Source organism: Halobacillus sp. ABA4_118, from assembly GCF_056160205.1.
Map to the genome: position 1 here is coordinate 2,154,276 of NZ_JBSWWS010000001.1, position 18,900 is coordinate 2,173,175.

14 protein-coding genes and 1 riboswitch are annotated in these 18,900 nt (G+C 47.7%); of the genes, 5 read left to right on the top strand and 9 right to left on the bottom strand.

All coding sequences use genetic code 11. The features are described from left to right. Window positions 1-194: 194 nt before the first annotated feature. Window positions 195-899 (top strand): uracil-DNA glycosylase, encoded by a 705-nt coding sequence (locus ACXAGL_RS10685; protein WP_474991134.1) that lies wholly within the window; start codon window positions 195-197, stop codon window positions 897-899. Window positions 900-1,038: 139 nt separating this feature from the next. Continuing rightward, on the top strand, window positions 1,039-1,596 hold the full coding sequence (locus tag ACXAGL_RS10690; RefSeq protein WP_474991136.1) for a class I SAM-dependent methyltransferase: 558 nt from the start codon (window positions 1,039-1,041) through the stop codon (window positions 1,594-1,596). Window positions 1,597-1,652: 56 nt separating this feature from the next. Here the strand turns inward: ACXAGL_RS10690 and ACXAGL_RS10695 are convergent, their stop codons facing one another. Beyond that, window positions 1,653-2,384, bottom strand: a complete 732-nt coding sequence (locus ACXAGL_RS10695; RefSeq protein WP_474991138.1) for a polyphosphate kinase 2 family protein — start codon at window positions 2,382-2,384, stop codon at window positions 1,653-1,655. A gap of 730 nt (window positions 2,385-3,114) precedes the next feature. Further along, the gene (gene katG / locus ACXAGL_RS10700; protein WP_474967437.1) at window positions 3,115-5,361 is read right to left on the bottom strand and encodes a catalase/peroxidase HPI; all 2,247 of its coding nucleotides are present in this window, start codon (window positions 5,359-5,361) and stop codon (window positions 3,115-3,117) included. 410 nt (window positions 5,362-5,771) lie between these two features. Here katG and ACXAGL_RS10705 point away from each other — a divergent pair, with 410 nt between their 5' ends. After that, window positions 5,772-6,533 (top strand): PAS domain S-box protein, encoded by a 762-nt coding sequence (locus tag ACXAGL_RS10705; protein WP_474967438.1) that lies wholly within the window; start codon window positions 5,772-5,774, stop codon window positions 6,531-6,533. Window positions 6,534-6,640: 107 nt separating this feature from the next. On the opposite strand, the gene pelG is transcribed toward ACXAGL_RS10705, so the two are convergent. The 5 genes from pelG to ACXAGL_RS10730 are packed head-to-tail and all read right to left on the bottom strand — an operon-like array spanning window position 6,641 to window position 13,498. Continuing rightward, on the bottom strand, window positions 6,641-8,113 hold the full coding sequence (gene pelG / locus ACXAGL_RS10710) for an exopolysaccharide Pel transporter PelG (RefSeq protein WP_474991140.1): 1,473 nt from the start codon (window positions 8,111-8,113) through the stop codon (window positions 6,641-6,643). Continuing rightward, a complete protein-coding gene (gene pelF / locus ACXAGL_RS10715; RefSeq protein WP_474967440.1) occupies window positions 8,094-9,512 on the bottom strand; it encodes a GT4 family glycosyltransferase PelF in 1,419 nt (472 codons plus the stop codon). Before pelF ends, pelG begins: the two co-directional genes overlap by 20 nt. Continuing rightward, window positions 9,509-11,347 (bottom strand): DUF2194 domain-containing protein, encoded by a 1,839-nt coding sequence (locus ACXAGL_RS10720; protein ID WP_474991142.1) that lies wholly within the window; start codon window positions 11,345-11,347, stop codon window positions 9,509-9,511. The genes pelF and ACXAGL_RS10720 overlap by 4 nt, the downstream gene beginning before the upstream one ends. After that, on the bottom strand, window positions 11,344-12,270 hold the full coding sequence (locus ACXAGL_RS10725) for a tetratricopeptide repeat protein (protein ID WP_474991144.1): 927 nt from the start codon (window positions 12,268-12,270) through the stop codon (window positions 11,344-11,346). Before ACXAGL_RS10725 ends, ACXAGL_RS10720 begins: the two co-directional genes overlap by 4 nt. Continuing rightward, window positions 12,263-13,498, bottom strand: a complete 1,236-nt coding sequence (locus ACXAGL_RS10730) for a GAF domain-containing protein (RefSeq protein ID WP_474967443.1) — start codon at window positions 13,496-13,498, stop codon at window positions 12,263-12,265. The genes ACXAGL_RS10725 and ACXAGL_RS10730 overlap by 8 nt, the downstream gene beginning before the upstream one ends. A gap of 69 nt (window positions 13,499-13,567) precedes the next feature. Beyond that, window positions 13,568-13,654, top strand: a riboswitch (cyclic di-GMP riboswitch). 35 nt (window positions 13,655-13,689) lie between these two features. On the opposite strand from ACXAGL_RS10730, the gene ACXAGL_RS10735 reads away from it, so the two are divergent. After that, window positions 13,690-14,532 (top strand): glycoside hydrolase family 191 protein, encoded by an 843-nt coding sequence (locus ACXAGL_RS10735; RefSeq protein WP_474991146.1) that lies wholly within the window; start codon window positions 13,690-13,692, stop codon window positions 14,530-14,532. Between the two features lie 177 nt (window positions 14,533-14,709). Continuing rightward, a complete protein-coding gene (gene galE / locus ACXAGL_RS10740) occupies window positions 14,710-15,759 on the top strand; it encodes a UDP-glucose 4-epimerase GalE (RefSeq protein ID WP_474991148.1) in 1,050 nt (349 codons plus the stop codon). A 524-nt stretch (window positions 15,760-16,283) separates the two neighbouring features. Here galE and ACXAGL_RS10745 read toward each other — a convergent pair. Both ACXAGL_RS10745 and ACXAGL_RS10750 read right to left on the bottom strand, forming a co-directional pair. Beyond that, a complete protein-coding gene (locus tag ACXAGL_RS10745; protein ID WP_474991150.1) occupies window positions 16,284-17,459 on the bottom strand; it encodes a DUF4317 domain-containing protein in 1,176 nt (391 codons plus the stop codon). 59 nt (window positions 17,460-17,518) lie between these two features. Next, the gene (locus ACXAGL_RS10750) at window positions 17,519-18,841 is read right to left on the bottom strand and encodes a LysM peptidoglycan-binding domain-containing protein (RefSeq protein WP_474991152.1); all 1,323 of its coding nucleotides are present in this window, start codon (window positions 18,839-18,841) and stop codon (window positions 17,519-17,521) included. Window positions 18,842-18,900 lie beyond the last annotated feature (59 nt).

Genomic DNA, 18,900 nt, shown 5'->3' on the forward strand with positions numbered 1-18,900 from the left:
CCTCCTTTGTGGGTAGGGAAGGGGGCTGTGTTTGGTATGCGTTTATTTTCTTCACCATACCATGAACAGAGGTGATGTGCCTATTTACACAGACCGATTTTCAATAAAAGAAAAGGAAATCCTTCCATTATGTTGAAATCGTTAACAAGCTCGTGAGGGTATCTGGTCATAAGAGCAGAAGGAAGGATGAGGGTATGCTGAATTTCATTGACGAGATGAAGTCACACCGTACGGATGCTGGAGTGTTTAACCCATGGAAGGATTACTCGGAACACCTTGATATCCACCCTGAAGCGCCATTGATAAGGGCCGAACATCTCACCAGGTATTTAGAACAGAGAAAAACAACAGCAGAGTATATCTTTGTAGCAGAAGCATTAGGGTATCAGGGTGGGCGTTTTTCAGGGATTCCAATGACATCGGAAAGAATCATTACTGGTACTCATCCTGACATAGGGCATCAGGGTGTTTTCAGAGGGAAAGCGGGGCAGCGAACGAGCCATCCAGAATCAGATTATCCAGGCTTCAGAAATTCTTGGAGAAAGAAGGGTTTTAGTGAGCCGACGGCTTCTATTGTATGGAAAACACTCCTTGAAAATAACATCGATGCTTACAAGGTGATTTTTTGGAATGTTTACCCTTTCCATCCTTATCAAGAAGAAAAAGGATTGCTCTCCAACCGGCCTCCAAGAGCGGATGAATTACGAACAGGCGTAGAGTATTTGAAATGCTTGTTAGACTACTGTCCACCCAATAGTAAGGTAGTTTGTATTGGGAAATATGCGAAAGAAAAGCTGAATCAGTATGGAATGAAACACGTTCCTATTCGTCATCCTTCCTATGGAGGTGCGCCGGAGTTTAAAGAAGGGTGTAGGAAGTTATTTGCCACTAGACCTTAAAGCCGCATGTTGATTAGAATGTGGGCAGGAGAAACGAACCTGTATGCCCCGGTAATTAAAGATATTCGGAATGTCTGCAGTAAGGAATCACGAAAGGATATTAATTTAGGAACGACATGACTGATCTAGGAGGACAAGAATGACTAAACCCATCTACGACCATTATTATGAAGAACCGCAATACTTCGGTGACCCCTACCCAGGACTCATCAAGTTCTTTGAGTCCTATGAACCGAAAGGACACGTGCTGGATTTAGGATGCGGGCAGGGGAGGGACGCTCTTTGTTTAGGAAGGTTAGGCTATACAGTGACAGGGGTGGACATATCAACAGTCGGCCTTGAGCAGATGAACCATTCCGCCAGTGATGAGCAGCTGGAAGTCAAAGGGGTGGCAGGAGATCTTCATGCGTACCCGGTATCCCGCGACCACGATATTGTCCTGCTTGATTCCATCCTGCATTTTTATAAAAGGGACCTGGAAAAAGAAACAAAGCTGCTCCATCGTGTCGCATCCGAGTTACAGTACGGCGGCATCCTTGCCACTTTCATGATTCAGGGAGAGGAGAGGGAGGATCATCTGAAGCGCGTGCTGAATGAGATGGATTTCGACTGGGAAATCCTTTGTGATGATTATACAGACTATCCTGCCTTTCACGCCGCGTATCATATGTACATCGTGAAGAAAAAAGGGGAATGACCTTGAAAGAACAATCCCTGACATCTCTATCAGGGATTGTTTTTTATTATCCTCACTTATGGATTTGGATGAGAAGGGACGTGCTGTAACCTTTTTTCAATGGCCTGGATAATAATCCGATTGGTCTTCACCCGGGCAAAATGCTTATTTTCCCCTTCGACAATGTGCCACTGACATTCAGGAGGAGAAGTATAGTGGAACATATCTTCCACCGCTTCTTCATATATGTCCCATTTGGACCGGTTTCGCCAGTCTTCGTCTGTGATTTTCCATTTTTTCAATGGGTCGGATTGTCGTTCTTGAAATCGTCTGAGCTGTTCTTCTTTTGATATGTGCATCCATATTTTAATCACTACATAGCGGTCTTGGGAAAGGAGTTGTTCAAATTGATTGATTTCATCGTACGCCCGTTTCCATTCCTGCCCTGAAGCAAAACCTTCGACCCGCTCCACCAGCACCCGTCCATACCACGAGCGGTCAAAGATGGCTATTTTCCCATAGGGAGGGAGCTTATTCCAGAACCTTTTGAGGTAATGGTGGCGTTTTTCATTTGTGGAAGGCGCACCGATGGCATGGACCTCGAAGCCGCGAGGGTCGAGTCCGCTCGTAATCCGCTTGATGGCGCCTCCTTTACCGGAAGCGTCCCAGCCTTCAAAAACGATGATCACTCCTAACTGCTGATCGTAAATGGGGCGCTGCAGCTGAAGTAACTTCAGCTGTGTTTCCTTCAGTTCCTTTTTGTACTGCTGTTTGTCTATGCTCAAGGATAAGTCTACAGAGTCCAGCATGGTTTTCTCTCCTTTGGAGTAATCGATGGATCATTCTTCCTTACCTATTCATCAAAAACCGTCTGAACTCCTTTTGTAAACGTTTGCAAAATAGACACAACTTCCCCCGTGCACACCCGCACAGGGTGCTATAATAAAAGTGTAAAGAAGATCAGTAACAAACATAAACAACTTAGGTGGCTCAACCATTACGTGTTCGTTTCCGAGCGGACAAAATCACAGCCGTGGAAAAAAAGTTCCTCCATTTACCGAGGAAAGGACATCGGGTCTGTGATCCAGCCGGCCGCAGAAGGATAACAGGGAAGGTTTCTTTATTAAGCTGGATGGTCACCGGAATAAAGAAACATTGGCCGCTTCCATAGCTGCTGCTTTCTCCTTTCTGGGCTGGAATAAAAACGGGACGTAACGGGATAAGGAAACGAATGCCTGGTAGAATTGTCCTTCGGGAAAGTCTTAAAAAATCAATCGAAATGTATAGAATCAAGGATGATTCTTACATGGTTGGGTCACCTAAGTTGTTTATATTTTTCCCCGGCGCTTTTTCGCGCCGGGGTTTCTTTTGGTAGATGGTAGAACGACTATTCCGATAGATGAGGTGAACCCCTGCCGTCCGGGAAGTGTAACTAATTGTGCGGACGGCTGTCCTGACTCAGGATGCATATAAAAAAACCCTGAAAGCAGCAGTGCCGCTTCCAAGGTTTTTGGGGTCGGGGTCGTTGATGATTAATGGTTACGCCTGGTTATAAGCCAGGTTTTTATTCTTTTTCAGGTCAAAACGATCGGCGTTCATGATTTTCACCCATGCGGATACAAAATCATGGACGAATTTCTCTTTGTTGTCTTCTGTCGCGTATACCTCTGCAATGGAACGAAGCACAGAGTTTGAACCGAAGACAAGATCTACACGGGAAGCAGTGCGGACAAGCTCGCCACTCTGGCGGTCACGGCCTTCATAGCGGTTGTAATCCACAGGCTTCCACTCGATGCCCATATCAAGCAGGTTGACAAAGAAGTCATTGGTCAACGAGCCGACACGGTTCGTGAATACACCAAGATCCGTATCCTCATAGTTCGCTCCAAGTACACGCATGCCGCCGATAAGAACGGTCATTTCAGGGGCCGTCAGTCCAAGGAGCTGGGCTTTGTCGACAAGCAGCTCTTCAGGGCTGAGCGTGTATTTTTTCTTCTCGTAGTTACGGAAACCGTCAGCCATCGGTTCTAATACATCAAAGCTTTCAGCGTCGGTTTGTTCTTCTGTGGCATCTCCGCGTCCAGGTGCGAATGGGACTGTGATATGAACACCGGCATCCTTCGCCGCCTGTTCGATAGCAGCTGAGCCACCAAGGACGATCAAGTCAGCCAGGCTGATTTCATAATCGATTTCCGACTGGATGCGCTCGTACACGTCAAGAGCTTTGGCCAGCTGCTGAGGCTCGTTGACTTCCCAGCTTTTCTGCGGTTCCAGACGGATGCGCGCTCCGTTGGCTCCACCACGATTGTCAGAGCCGCGGAATGTGCTTGCAGAAGCCCAGGCTGTTTTGACAAGCTCACTGATCGTCAGTTCTGAATCAAGAATGTGGGACTTGATGTCTTCAATATCTGCATCAGACAGGTCGTAGTTCCCTTCTGGTACAGGGTCCTGCCAGATCAAATCTTCTTCAGGGACTTCAGGTCCAAGATACCTTGCTTTTGGTCCCATATCACGGTGAAGAAGCTTGAACCAGGCACGGGCGAATGCATCGGCGAATTCGTCCGGATTTTCATGATAACGGCGGGAAATCTTCTCATAATCCGGATCCATGCGGAGGGCCATATCCGCGGTCGTCATGAAGGTTGGTACTTTCATGGATGCATCCTCAGCATCAGGCGCCATATGTTCTTCCTTCTGGTTGACAGGAGCCCATTGGTTGGCACCGGCAGGACTCTTGGATAGCTCCCACTCGTAGCCGAATAGAAGGTCGAAGAAGCCGTTATCCCATGTCGTCGGGTTTGCTGTCCATGCCCCTTCCACACCACTTGTGATTGTGTCGCGGCCTTTTCCGCTGCCGTGTGTGCTCTGCCAACCAAGCCCCTGGTTTTCAATCGGTGCTGCTTCTGGATCCGGACCGACGTGGGCTTCGGCATCTCCGGCACCGTGGGCTTTACCGAAGGTGTGTCCACCGGCAATCAGCGCTACAGTTTCTTCATCATTCATTCCCATACGTCCGAATGTATCGCGGATATCACGGGCACTTCCAAGTGGATCCGGGTTGCCGTTCGGTCCTTCAGGGTTGACGTAAATCAAGCCCATTTGAACAGCAGCCAGTGGATTTTCAAGGTCGCGGTCACCGGAATAACGGTTGTCGGCCAGCCATTCTCTCTCTGTACCCCAGTAGACGTCTTCTTCCGGGTGATAGATGTCTTCACGGCCGGCTCCGAAGCCGAACGTTTTCAGACCCATGGATTCAAGAGCAACGTTACCTGTCATAACGAGCAGGTCGGCCCAGGAGAGTTTATTGCCGTACTTCTGTTTGATCGGCCAGAGGAGACGGCGGGCTTTATCTATGTTGGCATTATCCGGCCAGCTGTTCAATGGAGCGAAACGCTGGTTTCCTGTCGCGCCACCACCGCGTCCGTCACCTGTACGGTATGTTCCCGCAGCGTGCCAGGACATACGGATGAAAAGGGGACCGTAATGCCCGTAGTCCGCCGGCCACCAGTCCTGACTGTCTGTCATCAGGTCATGAAGGTCCTGCTTCAATTGATCATAGTCAATCTTGCTGAACTCTTCCTCATAATCAAAATCATCGCCCATCGGCGTTGTTTTCTTATCGTGCTGGTGAAGAATACTCAAGTTGAGCATATTCGGCCACCAGTCTTTATTGGTCGTTCCTACTTTTTGTGTGGTAATGGCTGTTTCTTCCTCTGTGCCACCATTCGTTTGACCAGTGAACGGGCATTGACCGCCCTGGCTTCCGTGAAGATCATCTTTATGCATATAACAATTCTCCCTTCAGAATTTATGTTATTTTATAACCCATCTCAGATTATAATTATAATAAAAAAGAACATAGATTGAAAGAGTGAACCCGTAAATATTTTGAAAGATTTATGAACAAACGTTCGTGTTCATGGAACAGAGGGAAGTGGCAGCGATCGACAATAAGCGGTGTAATGCGGTTTTTTAGGTTTTTCAAGAAGTTTACTAGCTTTATTGTAACAAACTATCAGAAAATATAATATATTTTAAGTGGTTAAAATTCATACAGTAAATTTTCAAGTACAGCGCTTTCATTCTCAATGATATTTCTTTGTCCTTCGCCATAATGTGACAAATATCTCTGTTTCCATGTGCTACTATAGTAAAAAGCTGCCTGGAAAAAGACCATTCAACGGGGAGGGAGCGGGATGAAAAAATCGACACGCGCCTTATTTAATGAAGAAAAAGAAAGCCTGCACAGGGAAATTACCGAATATTCGATGGAACCGACCGTCATCCACTGCGATCATGAAATTCTTCACATCAATGAAGCGGCTTCCGAGTTCTTTGGACTGGCAAAAGACCAGATTGTCGGAGGAAATGTCTTAGATGTATTTACAGAAGACTTTCGGTCTTTTATCCGAGGACGGATTAAGGATGGGGAAGAGAAGGGCAGGATCGGGGAATTGGTGGAAACAACCGTCTACCGGGGAGACGGCACGGTTGTGGAGGTGGAACTTTTCTGTCATCCAATTCAATATGAAGAAACTAAGGCGATTCAATCGATCTTTCGTGATATGACCACACAGAAAGAAGCGGAGCGTGAACTGATCAAAGTCATGACTCCTATCGTCCCGCTGAAGGAAGGAATCGCTGTTCTTCCCCTGATCGGCACGATGAATCAAACAAGGACGGAGCATATGATGCAGCAGCTCTGCACAGAAATCCCCCGTCACCGCCTCAACTACCTGATCATCGATGTGTCCGGATTGTATGATGTTGATGAACATGCCGGAAAACTACTCTATGAGCTGACAGGCGTTCTTAAGCTTCTCGGGATATCCCCCATTTGTACAGGAATCCGACCGGATATGGTGAGAAATACATTGAAGTTTCTCAATCAGGACGGGAGGGGGATGATTCCGACAATGGCATCGGTCAGTACGGCCCTCAAAAAAATAGCCTTCTAAATGATATAGAATGGGACGTAGGTTTGAACATCTGTTAAAACACGAAGCGGGCGCCGTTATAGAGAATAAAAAAGGTCCGTCCCATGAGTGGGGACGGACCTTTTCTGCTAGAAGAGGGTGCGTTTGTTCATCCATGCCCCCAGCTTTGTAAACGGTCTGCGCTTTTTCGTGTAGGTGAGTGCCTGCGGCTGGCAGAAAGCTTGATAGTCGACCTTCTCAATGAAAAGAATCAAACGGGCTAGTGCGAAAACAAAGGCCAGAGTGGACCCAATCGAGAAACTCAGCCCATAGCCGTCATAGCCGAATGGGAGGAACAACAGAGACAACCCGAGATTCAATAGGAAAAAGATGATGGATGTCCACATGGCTCCCCGCCGGTCTTCGAAATAGAGGAGGATCAGTGTAATCACAAGAACCATCGCATTGGCAAACGCACCGATGGTCGTAAAGCGGAAAATGGAGGCAATTTCAGGTTCTAGGGAAAGGAAGGATGCAATACTTCCAATCGTCAGAAGGATCAGCAGGGAAAAGAGCCCCTGGCTGCGGATCAGGCGCTCCATTTCCTGCTTCAGAACGCGCTGCATCGCTGTTTTCGCAGTCTTGATCTGGGAAAGCGTCCCCCCTTCATTGATATAACCGTAAAAGACACGGTACCGCTCATAAAAACGCGTTTCAACGGAAACGACGAAAATGATCAGCGTTGGGATGATCGTTAAGTACGACCAGAATATCGCCGTATCATAGATGCGGTGGTACAAGAAAGATTCTAAAAGGAAGCCGTTTCCTTCACCGAACCAGATCACCCAGTTACAGACCCAGATGCCGACATTGTACAAGAATCCCGTCCAGAATAAGGAAGGGAAACGGTCAAAATAGTCCAGATAGCTGAATTGGTTCTCCTTCGACCTGTTTGGAAACGTCATGAGCATCGACATGAATAACCCGAACAACGTCACGAGCATGCCTGATGTAAATCCGGCAAGCAGAAAGAAGCTGTTGGAGTGCTCGAACACCGGAAACCAGGAAGCGTTTTTGCCAAACAGGAAGACGAGAAGCAGAGCGGCTCCGCCTCCGGCCAGGAAGCTGTAGGCCACGGACTGATAAAATTTCGCTGCGCTGAGGAACAGGAACAGCACCCAGATGAGATTAACGGTCACATAAAGAATCAACATCAGCCATTTGAAGTAGTAGGGAAGAGGCGAAATCAAAAAGAAAATCAACCAGCTGATGAAGGCAAGTCCGAGCGTCACCTTTGTCATCCCGATAAACGTTGGGAAAATGGCCTCTGTTCGTCGTTCATAAAACAGGTCGGCGGTGTACCGCGTGACAACTAACTGCTGCACACCGAAAAGGACCTGGGAAAAGATGAAGCAGTAGGCTACAGAAAGGTTGAACAGCTCCCTCTCCTGCAGATCAAGCAGGGAGAAGAAAGAGGTCATCCACTGGATCACAGCAATGGTCGCAATAACGACCAGCCACGGACCGGAGGTGACCAGTCCTGCAAATGCGTAGGCTTTAATCCGCGAGGAGAAGTAGTCCTCCTGAAACAATTTCTGCAGCTTAAACCCGATGCCGGCCATAAGCCATCCCCCTTTCTGTGTACAACTCTGTATACTGATCAATGAATTGGTGCACTTGATAATACGTTTCTGCCCGTTTCTGTCCATTTATTCCGAACTTCTCAGCTTCCTGAGGGTGCTCATAATACCATTGGCAGTGTTCAGCGATGGCTTTCGGATTCACGGGCGGGACGACAAAGCCTGCCGGTCCGAAGGGATCATCTTCACGTCCATACATCAGCTCAGAACATGACCCCACATCTGTGACGACATAAGGAATCCCTGCTGCCATACCTTCAAGGACGGCCAGCGGCTGCCCTTCTGAAATACTTGTCAAGAGGCAGACATCAAAGTGAGGAAGGTAGTCTATGATATTGACCTTACCCGCAAGCATGACGCAGTGATTTAGACTCAGCTGTTCAATCATCAGCCGGCATTCCTCGGCATACTCTTCCTCTTCATCCAGTGGTCCCATAATCGTCAGCTCAAAAGGGACCCCTTTGTCATCGAGGATTTTGGCGGCATTGATCATCGTTTTAATATCCTTGATTGGAACAACGCGGACAATCGCCCCGATTTTCAGAACATCTGTTTTGGGAACTTTGACAATTCCTGAAAGCCGGTCATAATGGATGCCATTTGGAATGACAGCCAGCTTGTCTTCATCAGCACCAAGTTCATGTTGGAGCCGGCTGTTGCGGTCGAAAAGCGTAATCACATCATCCGCTTCCGTGTAGGCCTGCTTGGATAAATGGTGGAAAAACTGGACCCAGCGTTTTTTATAGTACTCAGGAATCCATCCAGCCTGCAGGATTTCCTCCTCACGCTCTCGTGAATAGATGCCGTGTTCCGTTAAGAGATAAGGAATTCCCTGACGCTGCTTGATGGCAGCAGCAATCAGTCCGGCATAACCCGTGGACGCAGAATGGATCAGATCAAGGTCCGGGAAGTCCGCCTGCAGCAGCTCGAGGACAGGCGTGAACATGCCGCGCCACATCCAGAAGTAATCGATGAAGGAACCCGACTGTTCTTCAATCCGGTAGCTTTCCTGTACCATGTTCCAGAACAGTTCGCTTGAAAAGAGCGCTTCGGTCGAACCGATTTTTTTCTTGAAGATGTCCAGTACATCCGGCGGAAGACTGCGGAACATCATCCAATCGGTCAACATATGCTGTTCTTCTTCAGTCAGTTTGACGCGCCGCTTTTTTGCGGCTGGTTTTAGATTCAATGGAAGGTTAATGACTTCCGTGATATTGGAAGGAAGCTCGTAGCGGTAATCGTCAGCGGTCATTTCCTCCGGTGTAATGGCAATAATGACGAATTCATGCTGAGGCATCTGTGCAGCAAGCATCTGTACCCAGCTGGCCACGCCGCCGCTTACGTAGGGATAGCTTCCTTCAACGACCATTCCTATTTTCACAAGGCTTCATCCTTTATCGTAATTTCAGCATACGGCTGTTTAAGGGTCACTTGATAAAGTGTGCCGGATTCACCGAGAGATTCGACATCTCCATAATCAAAGGAACCGGTCTCGATCCTTCCTTCATTCAATCTGACAAGAACTGTGGAAGGGGAGAGGAGATTTTCGCCCTTGATAACGATCTGCTCGTCCTGATAGGTTACGTCAATGACAGAAGCCTGGTACTGTTTCATTTTCTTTGTGGCGTCCGTCTGACGCATCCCCTTCAGGTGTGTGTAGTGATCGTGAATATAATGGAGCATATCTTCATAAGACTGCCTCATTTCCGGCCATCCACTGTCTCCGGCCCGGTATGGATCGAGCACATCATCCGGGTGGATGAAGTGGGCGAATACCCCGAAGTTCGCAATCGCATCAATCTGGACGAAACGCTCTTCATCGGTCTCCCCATACCCACTTGAAATCCTTGGGAAATGGTAGATGGATGGAAACTCACTGTTTGGTTCATATTCCTGTAAGAAGGCTCCCGTCTCCTTGTCACCTGTATACAAGCCGGATACAGCTTCAAGTTCCGGAAATACTTCATGCAGAGCGCGCACCCCGGTTTCGTTTAACACATTGGAAGGGGGGACATAGGAATGAACATCCTTTTCCTTGAAGTAGTAGTTGAACAGTTCGTTCACTCGGTTTAGAGACTCTTCCATCTCGCCTTGATTCTGCCAAGGACGGTAGCCGTATTCAGGATCGATCGGTTCATCTGCTGTTACAAGAGACTGGTGATTATATCCATGGAGTCCAATTTCCCCGTCCTCCTTCAAAACCTTGCGGCCGAAATAAAGCATTGGGAAACGTCTGGTTTCAATCAGGTCTTCTGCTGTAATATCCATCGTATCCTGATAGGTTCCAATTAAGTATCCGGTATAAATCACATCTTCTTCTTCGCCGATCCGTTTCATATCCTCCCACCAGACTTCAGAATAAAAATCTTCCACAGTCAAATCGTAATCCCGCTGGATCACATCTGTCGTACCGCTTGGAACAGGAGAAGGGAAGTCATCAATGTGCATCACCTTAATACCCGCCTGTGAGGAAACGAATGTGGGAGGCAGGAAGGAAAGGGCCTGCAGCATTAGTCCACGTGAGGTTTTTTCTGTAACAGAAGAGGTGTTCCAGAACATGACCTTCCCTTCTCCGTAATTGTTCGCCCATAAAATCGGGTGATCTTCTGCTGAAATGTAAACATCGGCGGTTTCAGCGAGTTCAACATCAGCAATGCTGTGGGAAAACAGCTGGGAATCTTCACCTAAATCCATATATCCAGGGAAAACTTCCTTTTCAAACGTCAGCCCGTATATATCGTCGAGGAAATCCTCCACATCTTCCAAGCCGATCAGTTCATTCCAGTTGGGATTGATGAAGCGTGAGGCAATATACAGGTTTCCTCCCTTTTCCACGAAGGAGCGGATTTCTTCATACGGCCATTCTTCGGAGTGCTCACCTCCGAGAACGAGGACGGTATAAGGGGAAGGCGTCAGCTCTTCCATTTCCTTTTTCGTTATCTCCTTATAGGAAACCTTAGCGTAGTCCATGGCGTATTCCAGGTTTTCCAATGCGTCCTTGGACAATGGGGTGTCATTTTTATGCACATAAACCTGAAGTTCTTCTCCTTCTGTGGGACTCTCCTCCGTGCTCATCGTTTCCACCGATGTTTCTTGTGCCGATTCGGCAGGAAACCACTGATGAAACATATCGAGCCGCATAAATTGCAGAATGATAATGGCAGCTGTGAATAGAAGGAAAAGAACCGAAGCATAAATAGTGATTTGTTTTTTCACAGTGTTTTCCCTCCCATCTGTTGGATAATGAAGCGTTGGCTTTCAGGGATGTCCTCTGCCTGCACATGTTGGAAAAGGTCGTAGAGCACAGGCTTGATGTTTGTCCAGTCGCGTCCTGCATAGTATATTTCAATCAATTTCAAGTAGCCTCCTGGATGGGCCGGGAAGCGGCTGACCATCTCACGGAAAGCTTCCACCGCTTTTTCCTCTTTTCCACGACGTATGTAAATATCGCCGAGACTGCGGTACATCCATGGTTCTTTTTCAAGTTTCGGAACCATTTCTTCCAGCAGTTGTTCATATTGTTTCTCGAGCCGCGCCTGTCCGTTCTCATCGAGAATACCGCTTCCCAGATAACGTTCGTACACGCTGCATAAACGCTCGAAAGACATGGGTGCTTCCGGGGCCAATTCTTTTCTGGCATGTTCCAGTTCTTTTTCAAACCGGCTGGACAGCACGTTCATGGTTGTAGCTGCATAGTGGACGGTTTCTGAATTGTTGTGGATCAGGCCGAGGTTCAAGTGCCGTCCTTTATTGGCGATATCGGAATTGATCAGACTGACAATCAATTCCTTCTGGTTGACGCCATCGTTCCTCAAAAGGGCATCGCTGATGGGCGATAAATCCATACTTGATGATGCTTCATAACGCAGGTATTCAAGATTCAACGGCGTGAATGTGACATAATCATCGTAATCATCAATCATGTGATTGCTGCCGGACGCTTTCGCAGCCAGCCAGGCGGCCAGTCCGAGAAGCTCCCCGATGATCGGGAGGAATACGCTCGTAATGGCGAGCCATGTGACGGTTCCTTTTTTGTCATCATGCATCCTTTTTCGAAGCAGCAGGGAAACGATCAGAACAGCGAGGCCGTGAATAACATAGAAAAAGATCAGCCAGTAGGGTTCCTGGAAATTAACCAATGTAAATCCCGCCTTTTGTATCGAGTGCTTTGTAAATCCGCTCTTCGACGATGGATGCATTCTCGGAGCTCGTACCTGGAAGCAGGAAGTGGAAATGCTGCTCCGTCTGGTCGTAGCCCATAATGTCCAATTCTCTCAAGTAGGCACGCAGGATGATTTCTGCTTCCACGACCGACATTTCCCTGTAAGGGCTGACATCGATGGAAACGACACTATAAGGAACCCCGTATTTCTCCGCTCGTTTTTCCTGAAGCTGAACAAGTTCGTCAAAAGCTTCCTTATCATAAATACTTGTGCCTGGATACATCTTCTGCTCTTCTTCTTTACGAAGATACTCTCCAGCTCTTTCGATCCGGTTGGCCATCCAGTCGAGCACGAGAGAGAGGATTTGAACTTCATATTTTGTCAGTTTGGCAAAATCAAGTTGATCAATCACGAGGATTTCCCGTACGTCCTGATTGTAGACGATCGGTCCGATCAGCACTGGAGCATCGGCTTCATCATCAACCGTCTTTAAAGTAATGGTTTTGTTCTTCAGCCCCCGTGAGAAAATCGAGGCCGCATCATCAATGAAAATCGTCTGCGGAAGTCGTTCGGTATTTCCTTTTCGAACGCGGAGGCGCAGCGATTTCTTAGAAGAGTCGACATGATAGACAGCTAAGTCTTCCGCTTCAAACAGGTCTCCGATAATCGTAACGGCCTCGTTTCGGACAAGTTCTGGAGAAGGCTGATCAAGCGTCTTTCCGACTTCGTAAATCCTGGAAAGGGTGTACTCGGAATCAAGGACCTTTGCCTGCATGACCCGTTGAGACCGCTCCAGAGCAGTTAAGGATGTTTTTAGTTCCTCATTTTCATCCTTAGTTTCCTTCAGCACATACTGCTGACTTTCATATCTTTCCCGGAAGGACGTGCTGTACAGCCCTGTAATGACGCCGGTCAGGAGTAGGAAGAGGAGAGATAAATAATTGGCGGGATCATAGAATAAGAGAAACAAGTCCCCGTCCCGCTGATACATGTCATACACATGATAGAATAATGCAGCAAAAAAGCTCAAAAGAGCAAAATTCAGACCGTATCTGAGGGAAAACAATAGGACAGCAAAGAAGACAGGGTTCAGCGTCCATTCCAGCATGTTCCATTCCAACGTCTGATCAAGGAATCCCAATACAAAAAATACGAGGATCAGTTCAATAAACTTCCGGATAAAACTGGATTGTTGATAGAACATCCAATCACCTCCATGTGGATTTAAAATACTTTAACATGTTAAACCTGTGGTATAATGTGGATAAAATTAAATAGAGAAAGGCAAACTTATCGAAAGATAAGGGCGCAAAGACATGGGTCGTAGTTCCTCACAGGAGCCGATTGCCAGTCTGCAATGCCACAGCCGCTCTCTGAATAATCAGGAGGCGTATTATGGGTATACTCACAAAAATGAAACAGAGTTTTCTTGTTGTTTTAGCCGCTGGTCTTGTACTTTCCCCTCTATCTACTTCTGCACAATCTTCTCATCCACTTTCCAATGTGCAGTCCTATAAAATTTATTATGATTCTCCGACCGAAGCAGTCTTGAATAAGATGCAGGCGTATGATGCTGTCATGATTGAACCGGTGTTCTATACTAAAAGCCAGATTGAAACGATTCAGCAGTCCGGGACATTGGTGTATGGGTATATCAACACCATGGAAGCTGATAACTGGAATACGGCGTTGATCAGTCAGCTTGAAGAGTCCGACTTTTTCCACCGGGACGGTGAGCGTGTCTATTATCCGGAATGGGATTCTTATCTGACCGATATCACCTCTGATCATTATCAGCAGGTGCTGCTGGCTGAGATTGAGAAGCAGGTGGCTGATAAGGGTTTGGACGGTGTCTTTTTAGATACTGTCGGCAATATCGATAACGAACACTGCGGATCCGATGTACTGGATGACCAGCGTGCGGGCATGGCCGTCTTCCTGCAGGAAATCCGGCGTCAGTACCCTTCCTTGTCCCTTATTCAAAACTGGGGGTTCGGCACGTTGTCGACCACAACGTATCCTTATGTAGACGGCATTATGTGGGAGAATTACAATTACTCCTCGGTTGCGAAAGATCAATGGTCCCTGGACCGCATGCAGGATTTGAAGCAGCTTCGTCAGGAAACAGGTTTGGAAATACTGACCGTCTCCTTCTCTCAGAAGTCGAAAAGTCAGAGGCTGGCAGAAAGTCACGGGTTCATCCATTATCATGAATCCAGCCATTATAATGCTTGGTAATTATTATACAAAAATTTTCTTGAAAAATGGGCTGAATGGCGTAAAAATGTCGAAAAATGAACAGATCGAGGACTTTTATAAGGGAGCCTAAAGGAGGGCTCCTTTCCTTTTATAGTAGACATATCCTTAATTTTCCTGTACATTCCAAGGTAAGAGATTGATAGAGGAGGAGAGGCAATGATCTTAGTTACAGGCGGGGCCGGATACATAGGCAGCCACATCTGTCTTGAATTATTGGAGAGGGACCATGAGGTTATCGTTCTGGACAACTTATCGAACAGCCACCCCGAATCCCTGCTGCGTGTGCAGGAACTGACAGGGAAGACGTTGACGTTTGTAGAAGGGGATCTGCGGGATCAGGACCTTTTACGAGAGGTTTTCAATGACTTCGATATTACAGCTGTCATTCATCTGGCAGGACTGAAGGCGGTCGGTGAATCGGTTTCTATGCCGCTGACGTACTATCATAACAACATTACGGGGACGTTGATGCTGTGTGAAGTGATGAAGGAATTTGATGTTAAACAGCTGATCTTTTCGTCATCCGCCACCGTGTATGGCACCCCTGACTCTCTTCCTCTTACGGAGAGTGCATCGGTCGGGGCCACAAATCCTTATGGCCGTACGAAGCTGATGCTTGAGGAAATTCTTCAGGATTTATATGTCTCTGATGAATCGTGGAGTATATCTGTTCTCCGCTACTTTAATCCGATCGGGTCGCACCCGAGTGGCCGCATAGGTGAGGATCCTTCAGGGATTCCGAACAACCTGATGCCTTATATTACAAAGGTGGCTGTCGGTCATTTCCCTGAATTGAAGGTGTTTGGTGACGATTACCCGACGGTTGACGGGACAGGAGTAAGAGATTACATTCACGTCGTGGACCTTGCGAGAGGACACGTGCATGCGTTGGAAAAGACAGCAGGCGAAACTGGAATCGAAACGTATAATCTTGGAACAGGTGAAGGATACAGTGTTCTTCAGCTCGTGAAGGCTTTCGAAAAAGCTTCCGGCCGTAAAGTTCCCTATGCCATAGAGGGGCGCCGCTCCGGAGATATTGCAGAGTGCTTCGCAGACCCGGCCAAAGCTCATTTGAAGCTGGGCTGGCAGGCAGAGAAGACGATTGATGATATGTGTGTGGACTCCTGGAACTGGCGGAAGCAGAATCCAGAAGGCTATACGGGAGAGAAGAATGCCTCCAAGCGGGAGCTTGTCGGACAAGAATAAAAAAGGGAGTGGACGGTGACGTCCACTCCCTTTGGCTGTAGAAAAAGCCTGTGTTAACCAGTTCGAGTTATCCATTTGTCGTGTGAAAGGTCACATTCCGCTTATCGGTGGATGAATGCCGCGGGCACGCCCTCCACTGACTTGGTCAGGAAGACCGCCTGCCCAAGTGGATCTTCGGCCCGTGCTGTTCCCGCAGGCATCACCACCGAACGCTCCTCGTGCCGACGTTGGAATATAGAGGAGAGAGATTGTGCACGAAGCAGGTTCGCAGATTTAAAAGCACGGCATGGGCTGCGCTGTTGCCGCCTGCGTGGAAAACAAAAAGGGAAAGCACAGGCGCTGATGACGACTGCCTGCCGGAATATGAAAAAGATTGTCCTGCATCCAGCTGTGCTGGGTGAAGAGTCTTTTTCGATGTTAAAGAATCCCCAAGGAGTGGCGCCCCTTCCACTCCTGCGGAAAGGGAAGGGGCTTTCGCTCCTGGCGGTAAAAAAGGAGTGGACATGCGTGTCCACTCCTTTTTTTCAGGAGGATTCGTTTCCGAAGGCCTCCGGCAGCATTTTAAATCCGTCAATTTCTGCATCTTCTTCAATTTCAATCATGATGCATCGTTTCCCTTTGTAGTTGACCTGTCTGACAAACTCCAGATCCTGGGGACTGATGGAGATGTTGGCCACTTTCGTGTTGATTTTGATGGATTTCGTCTTGTATTTAGGAACGATACTGCTGGCTTTCAGCTCGTATCCTTCGTTGTCTGTGATCATTTGAAAGGCGTGTTTCACTTTTTCGCCTTCGACCTGCTCGCCGCTTTGGTTTAATACCCGTTCCACGTCCCGGTAATCAAGCTTTGGCGGGGTATCATCCTCATTTTCCTCGACCACTTTATTGATTTCCCCATATACATTGGCGAGGGTGGATGGACTCAGTTGATCCCCGACGACACCGCGGATGACTTCCTCAAATACGGCTTTGTCTTCTTTTGCTGTCATAATCTCTTCGCCGTTTAAGACATCCTCGATAAACCAGTAGTCCGGTTCGTTGGCTTTGCCGGCGGCGTACAGCACGTGGTTGACATCAGAGGTTCCTTCGGTAATGCTCGGGAACATGAATCCCGTCAGCGGGTGCTTCAAGTCAATAACCGGATCGACCTGGATATTGTACTTGAATTCTTTTTCAACATAGTCGAACTGGATTTCCTTTTTCGGCTCTTCCGTCTGGTTGACGCTGCAGAGAATAAACGGGTTGGAGTACACGGCATCGCGGTCACTTTCTTCTGATTCTTCACTGCGTCGTCTCGTCGGTTTTAAGTATTCGGCCCGTATGAAAGTGATGACGACATCTTTTTCATACGGATGGTCCTTGATCATTTTTTCCGTCATGGCGAGCATTTCCTGTTTCCAGTCTTCTACGTTCCGGCTCAAGAGTCCGCGGTGCAGAATGAACTGGCTGGAATTCTCTGCCTCCTGGTTGAACTTCAGTTCGAACAGCTTTTCATCGAGCTGTCCTGTGAGCACTTTTTTGAAGTTGGTCATAAAAAGCTCCTGCTGGTCGCGGTCCAGCATTTCAAACGGCTGGCTTTGATGATGATAGATGTCTGTTGATTCCTTCATAATATAGACGTTGAATATATTCGATATCTTCATCAGATCATTGTCGACCTTCAATTGTTTCCGGATCCCGGCTATGTCTTTTTTATCCATCAATCCCACTCCTACCTCTATGATTCTTTCATTTTATCATAGCTTGGAAGTGCGGCGTTTCACCGTTTTTTTATGGTGAATTCTTCTTTAAGCAGGAAGCCGGCTTGAGGGAAATCGAGACCGGTTTTCCAGCCGCCGACACCCTGGATATCATATTTTTTCACGAGTCTGTATTTGGCCAGTATGGACCGGGCGTCCTCGAACCACACTTCATGAATGTCGCCCTGAGGATCGGTGTAGGAAAACCACGGACTTTGTTTTTCAAAATCATAATGGATCGGACGTTGGTGCTCCATCGCTGTATCGACAGCTCGCTGCTGGGAATAGGCTTGGACATCTTCAGGATCTTCTGTATTCCAGTCATAGGCGTACATGGCGATTCCTAAGAAAATTTTCTCTTTCGGCATGGCTGTTCCTGCATAGTTCATAACAGCATCCACCTTCTTGATCGGTGCAATGGCGCCGGGCGACCCACCCATCCAGTGCCAGTTGTACGTCATAAGAAAAACGAAGTCGACGGCCCCGCCGATGGTGTTGTAATCATAGGCTTTGTGGTGGGCAGGGGTGTAGGCGCCGGTCATCGGCGGCAGGGCGGCTCCGACTTCTCCTCCTATTCTATGAATCCGGGTGGAAAGCTGCTGGATGAATGTATTGAAAGAAGCCCTGTCCTTTTCGTGCAGACTTTCAAAGTCGATCACCACCCCTTTGTACTGCTTTTCGTCCACGAGGCCGGCGATATTTTCAATCAACGCTTTTCGTTTCTTCTCATTAGACAGCAGACGGTGGGCCAAATCCGGATCGAAGCCTTCTTTAGTTAAATTAGTGATGGTGGCATGAGGGATCAGGCCTTTTTTCCATGTGCGCGATATGGAGTCTTCACCGTTCAGTCGGCTGAGTTCTCCACTCTCGTCCGGCCGGTATTCGAACAGGCCGAGGGCAGATAAATACTCCCCATAATAGTCAATGGACTGTTGATTTTTTACTGGGGTGCCGGGAATGAAAAATGCTCCAGCGGTAATCGGCTGTTTCCGACTTTGCGGGATATGGAGTTTCTGCCCGGGCGTGATGACGCTTCCGCTGATGCTGTTTCGTTTTTTTAAAGCATGGATGGACGTCTGATGAATCCGGGCAATCTTCCAAAGTGTATCCCCTGTCGTTACGTTGTACGCATTCCCAGGTATGATCACGGACTGCCCGGGCATGATCTGCGAACCGTCCGTTATGCCGTTTATCGTTTTCAAACGGTCTGGCGTTGTTTCATACTGTGCAGCGATTTTCCATAAGCTGTCCCCGGGCTTCACTGTGTAGAGGACGCTTGCAGAGACAGGTGCTGTGGAAAGGGAGAAAAAAATAATGATGGTAAGTAGACCTGTACGTTTCATAATAACCTCCAACTATAGAAAGAGGATTCCCCTGAAAAAGGGAAATCCTCTACATTCAT

What these genes read in the sequence shown, in the direction of transcription:
- ACXAGL_RS10685 (WP_474991134.1), top strand. Translation starts at nt 195, where the DNA reads ATGCTGAATTTCATTGACGAGATGAAGTCACACCGTACGGATGCTGGA.
- ACXAGL_RS10690 (WP_474991136.1), top strand. Translation starts at nt 1,039, where the DNA reads ATGACTAAACCCATCTACGACCATTATTATGAAGAACCGCAATACTTC.
- ACXAGL_RS10695 (WP_474991138.1), bottom strand. Translation starts at nt 2,384, where the DNA reads ATGCTGGACTCTGTAGACTTATCCTTGAGCATAGACAAACAGCAGTAC.
- katG (WP_474967437.1), bottom strand. Translation starts at nt 5,361, where the DNA reads ATGCATAAAGATGATCTTCACGGAAGCCAGGGCGGTCAATGCCCGTTC.
- ACXAGL_RS10705 (WP_474967438.1), top strand. Translation starts at nt 5,772, where the DNA reads ATGAAAAAATCGACACGCGCCTTATTTAATGAAGAAAAAGAAAGCCTG.
- pelG (WP_474991140.1), bottom strand. Translation starts at nt 8,113, where the DNA reads ATGGCCGGCATCGGGTTTAAGCTGCAGAAATTGTTTCAGGAGGACTAC.
- ACXAGL_RS10730 (WP_474967443.1), bottom strand. Translation starts at nt 13,498, where the DNA reads ATGTTCTATCAACAATCCAGTTTTATCCGGAAGTTTATTGAACTGATC.
- ACXAGL_RS10735 (WP_474991146.1), top strand. Translation starts at nt 13,690, where the DNA reads ATGGGTATACTCACAAAAATGAAACAGAGTTTTCTTGTTGTTTTAGCC.
- galE (WP_474991148.1), top strand. Translation starts at nt 14,710, where the DNA reads ATGATCTTAGTTACAGGCGGGGCCGGATACATAGGCAGCCACATCTGT.
- ACXAGL_RS10745 (WP_474991150.1), bottom strand. Translation starts at nt 17,459, where the DNA reads ATGGATAAAAAAGACATAGCCGGGATCCGGAAACAATTGAAGGTCGAC.
- ACXAGL_RS10750 (WP_474991152.1), bottom strand. Translation starts at nt 18,841, where the DNA reads ATGAAACGTACAGGTCTACTTACCATCATTATTTTTTTCTCCCTTTCC.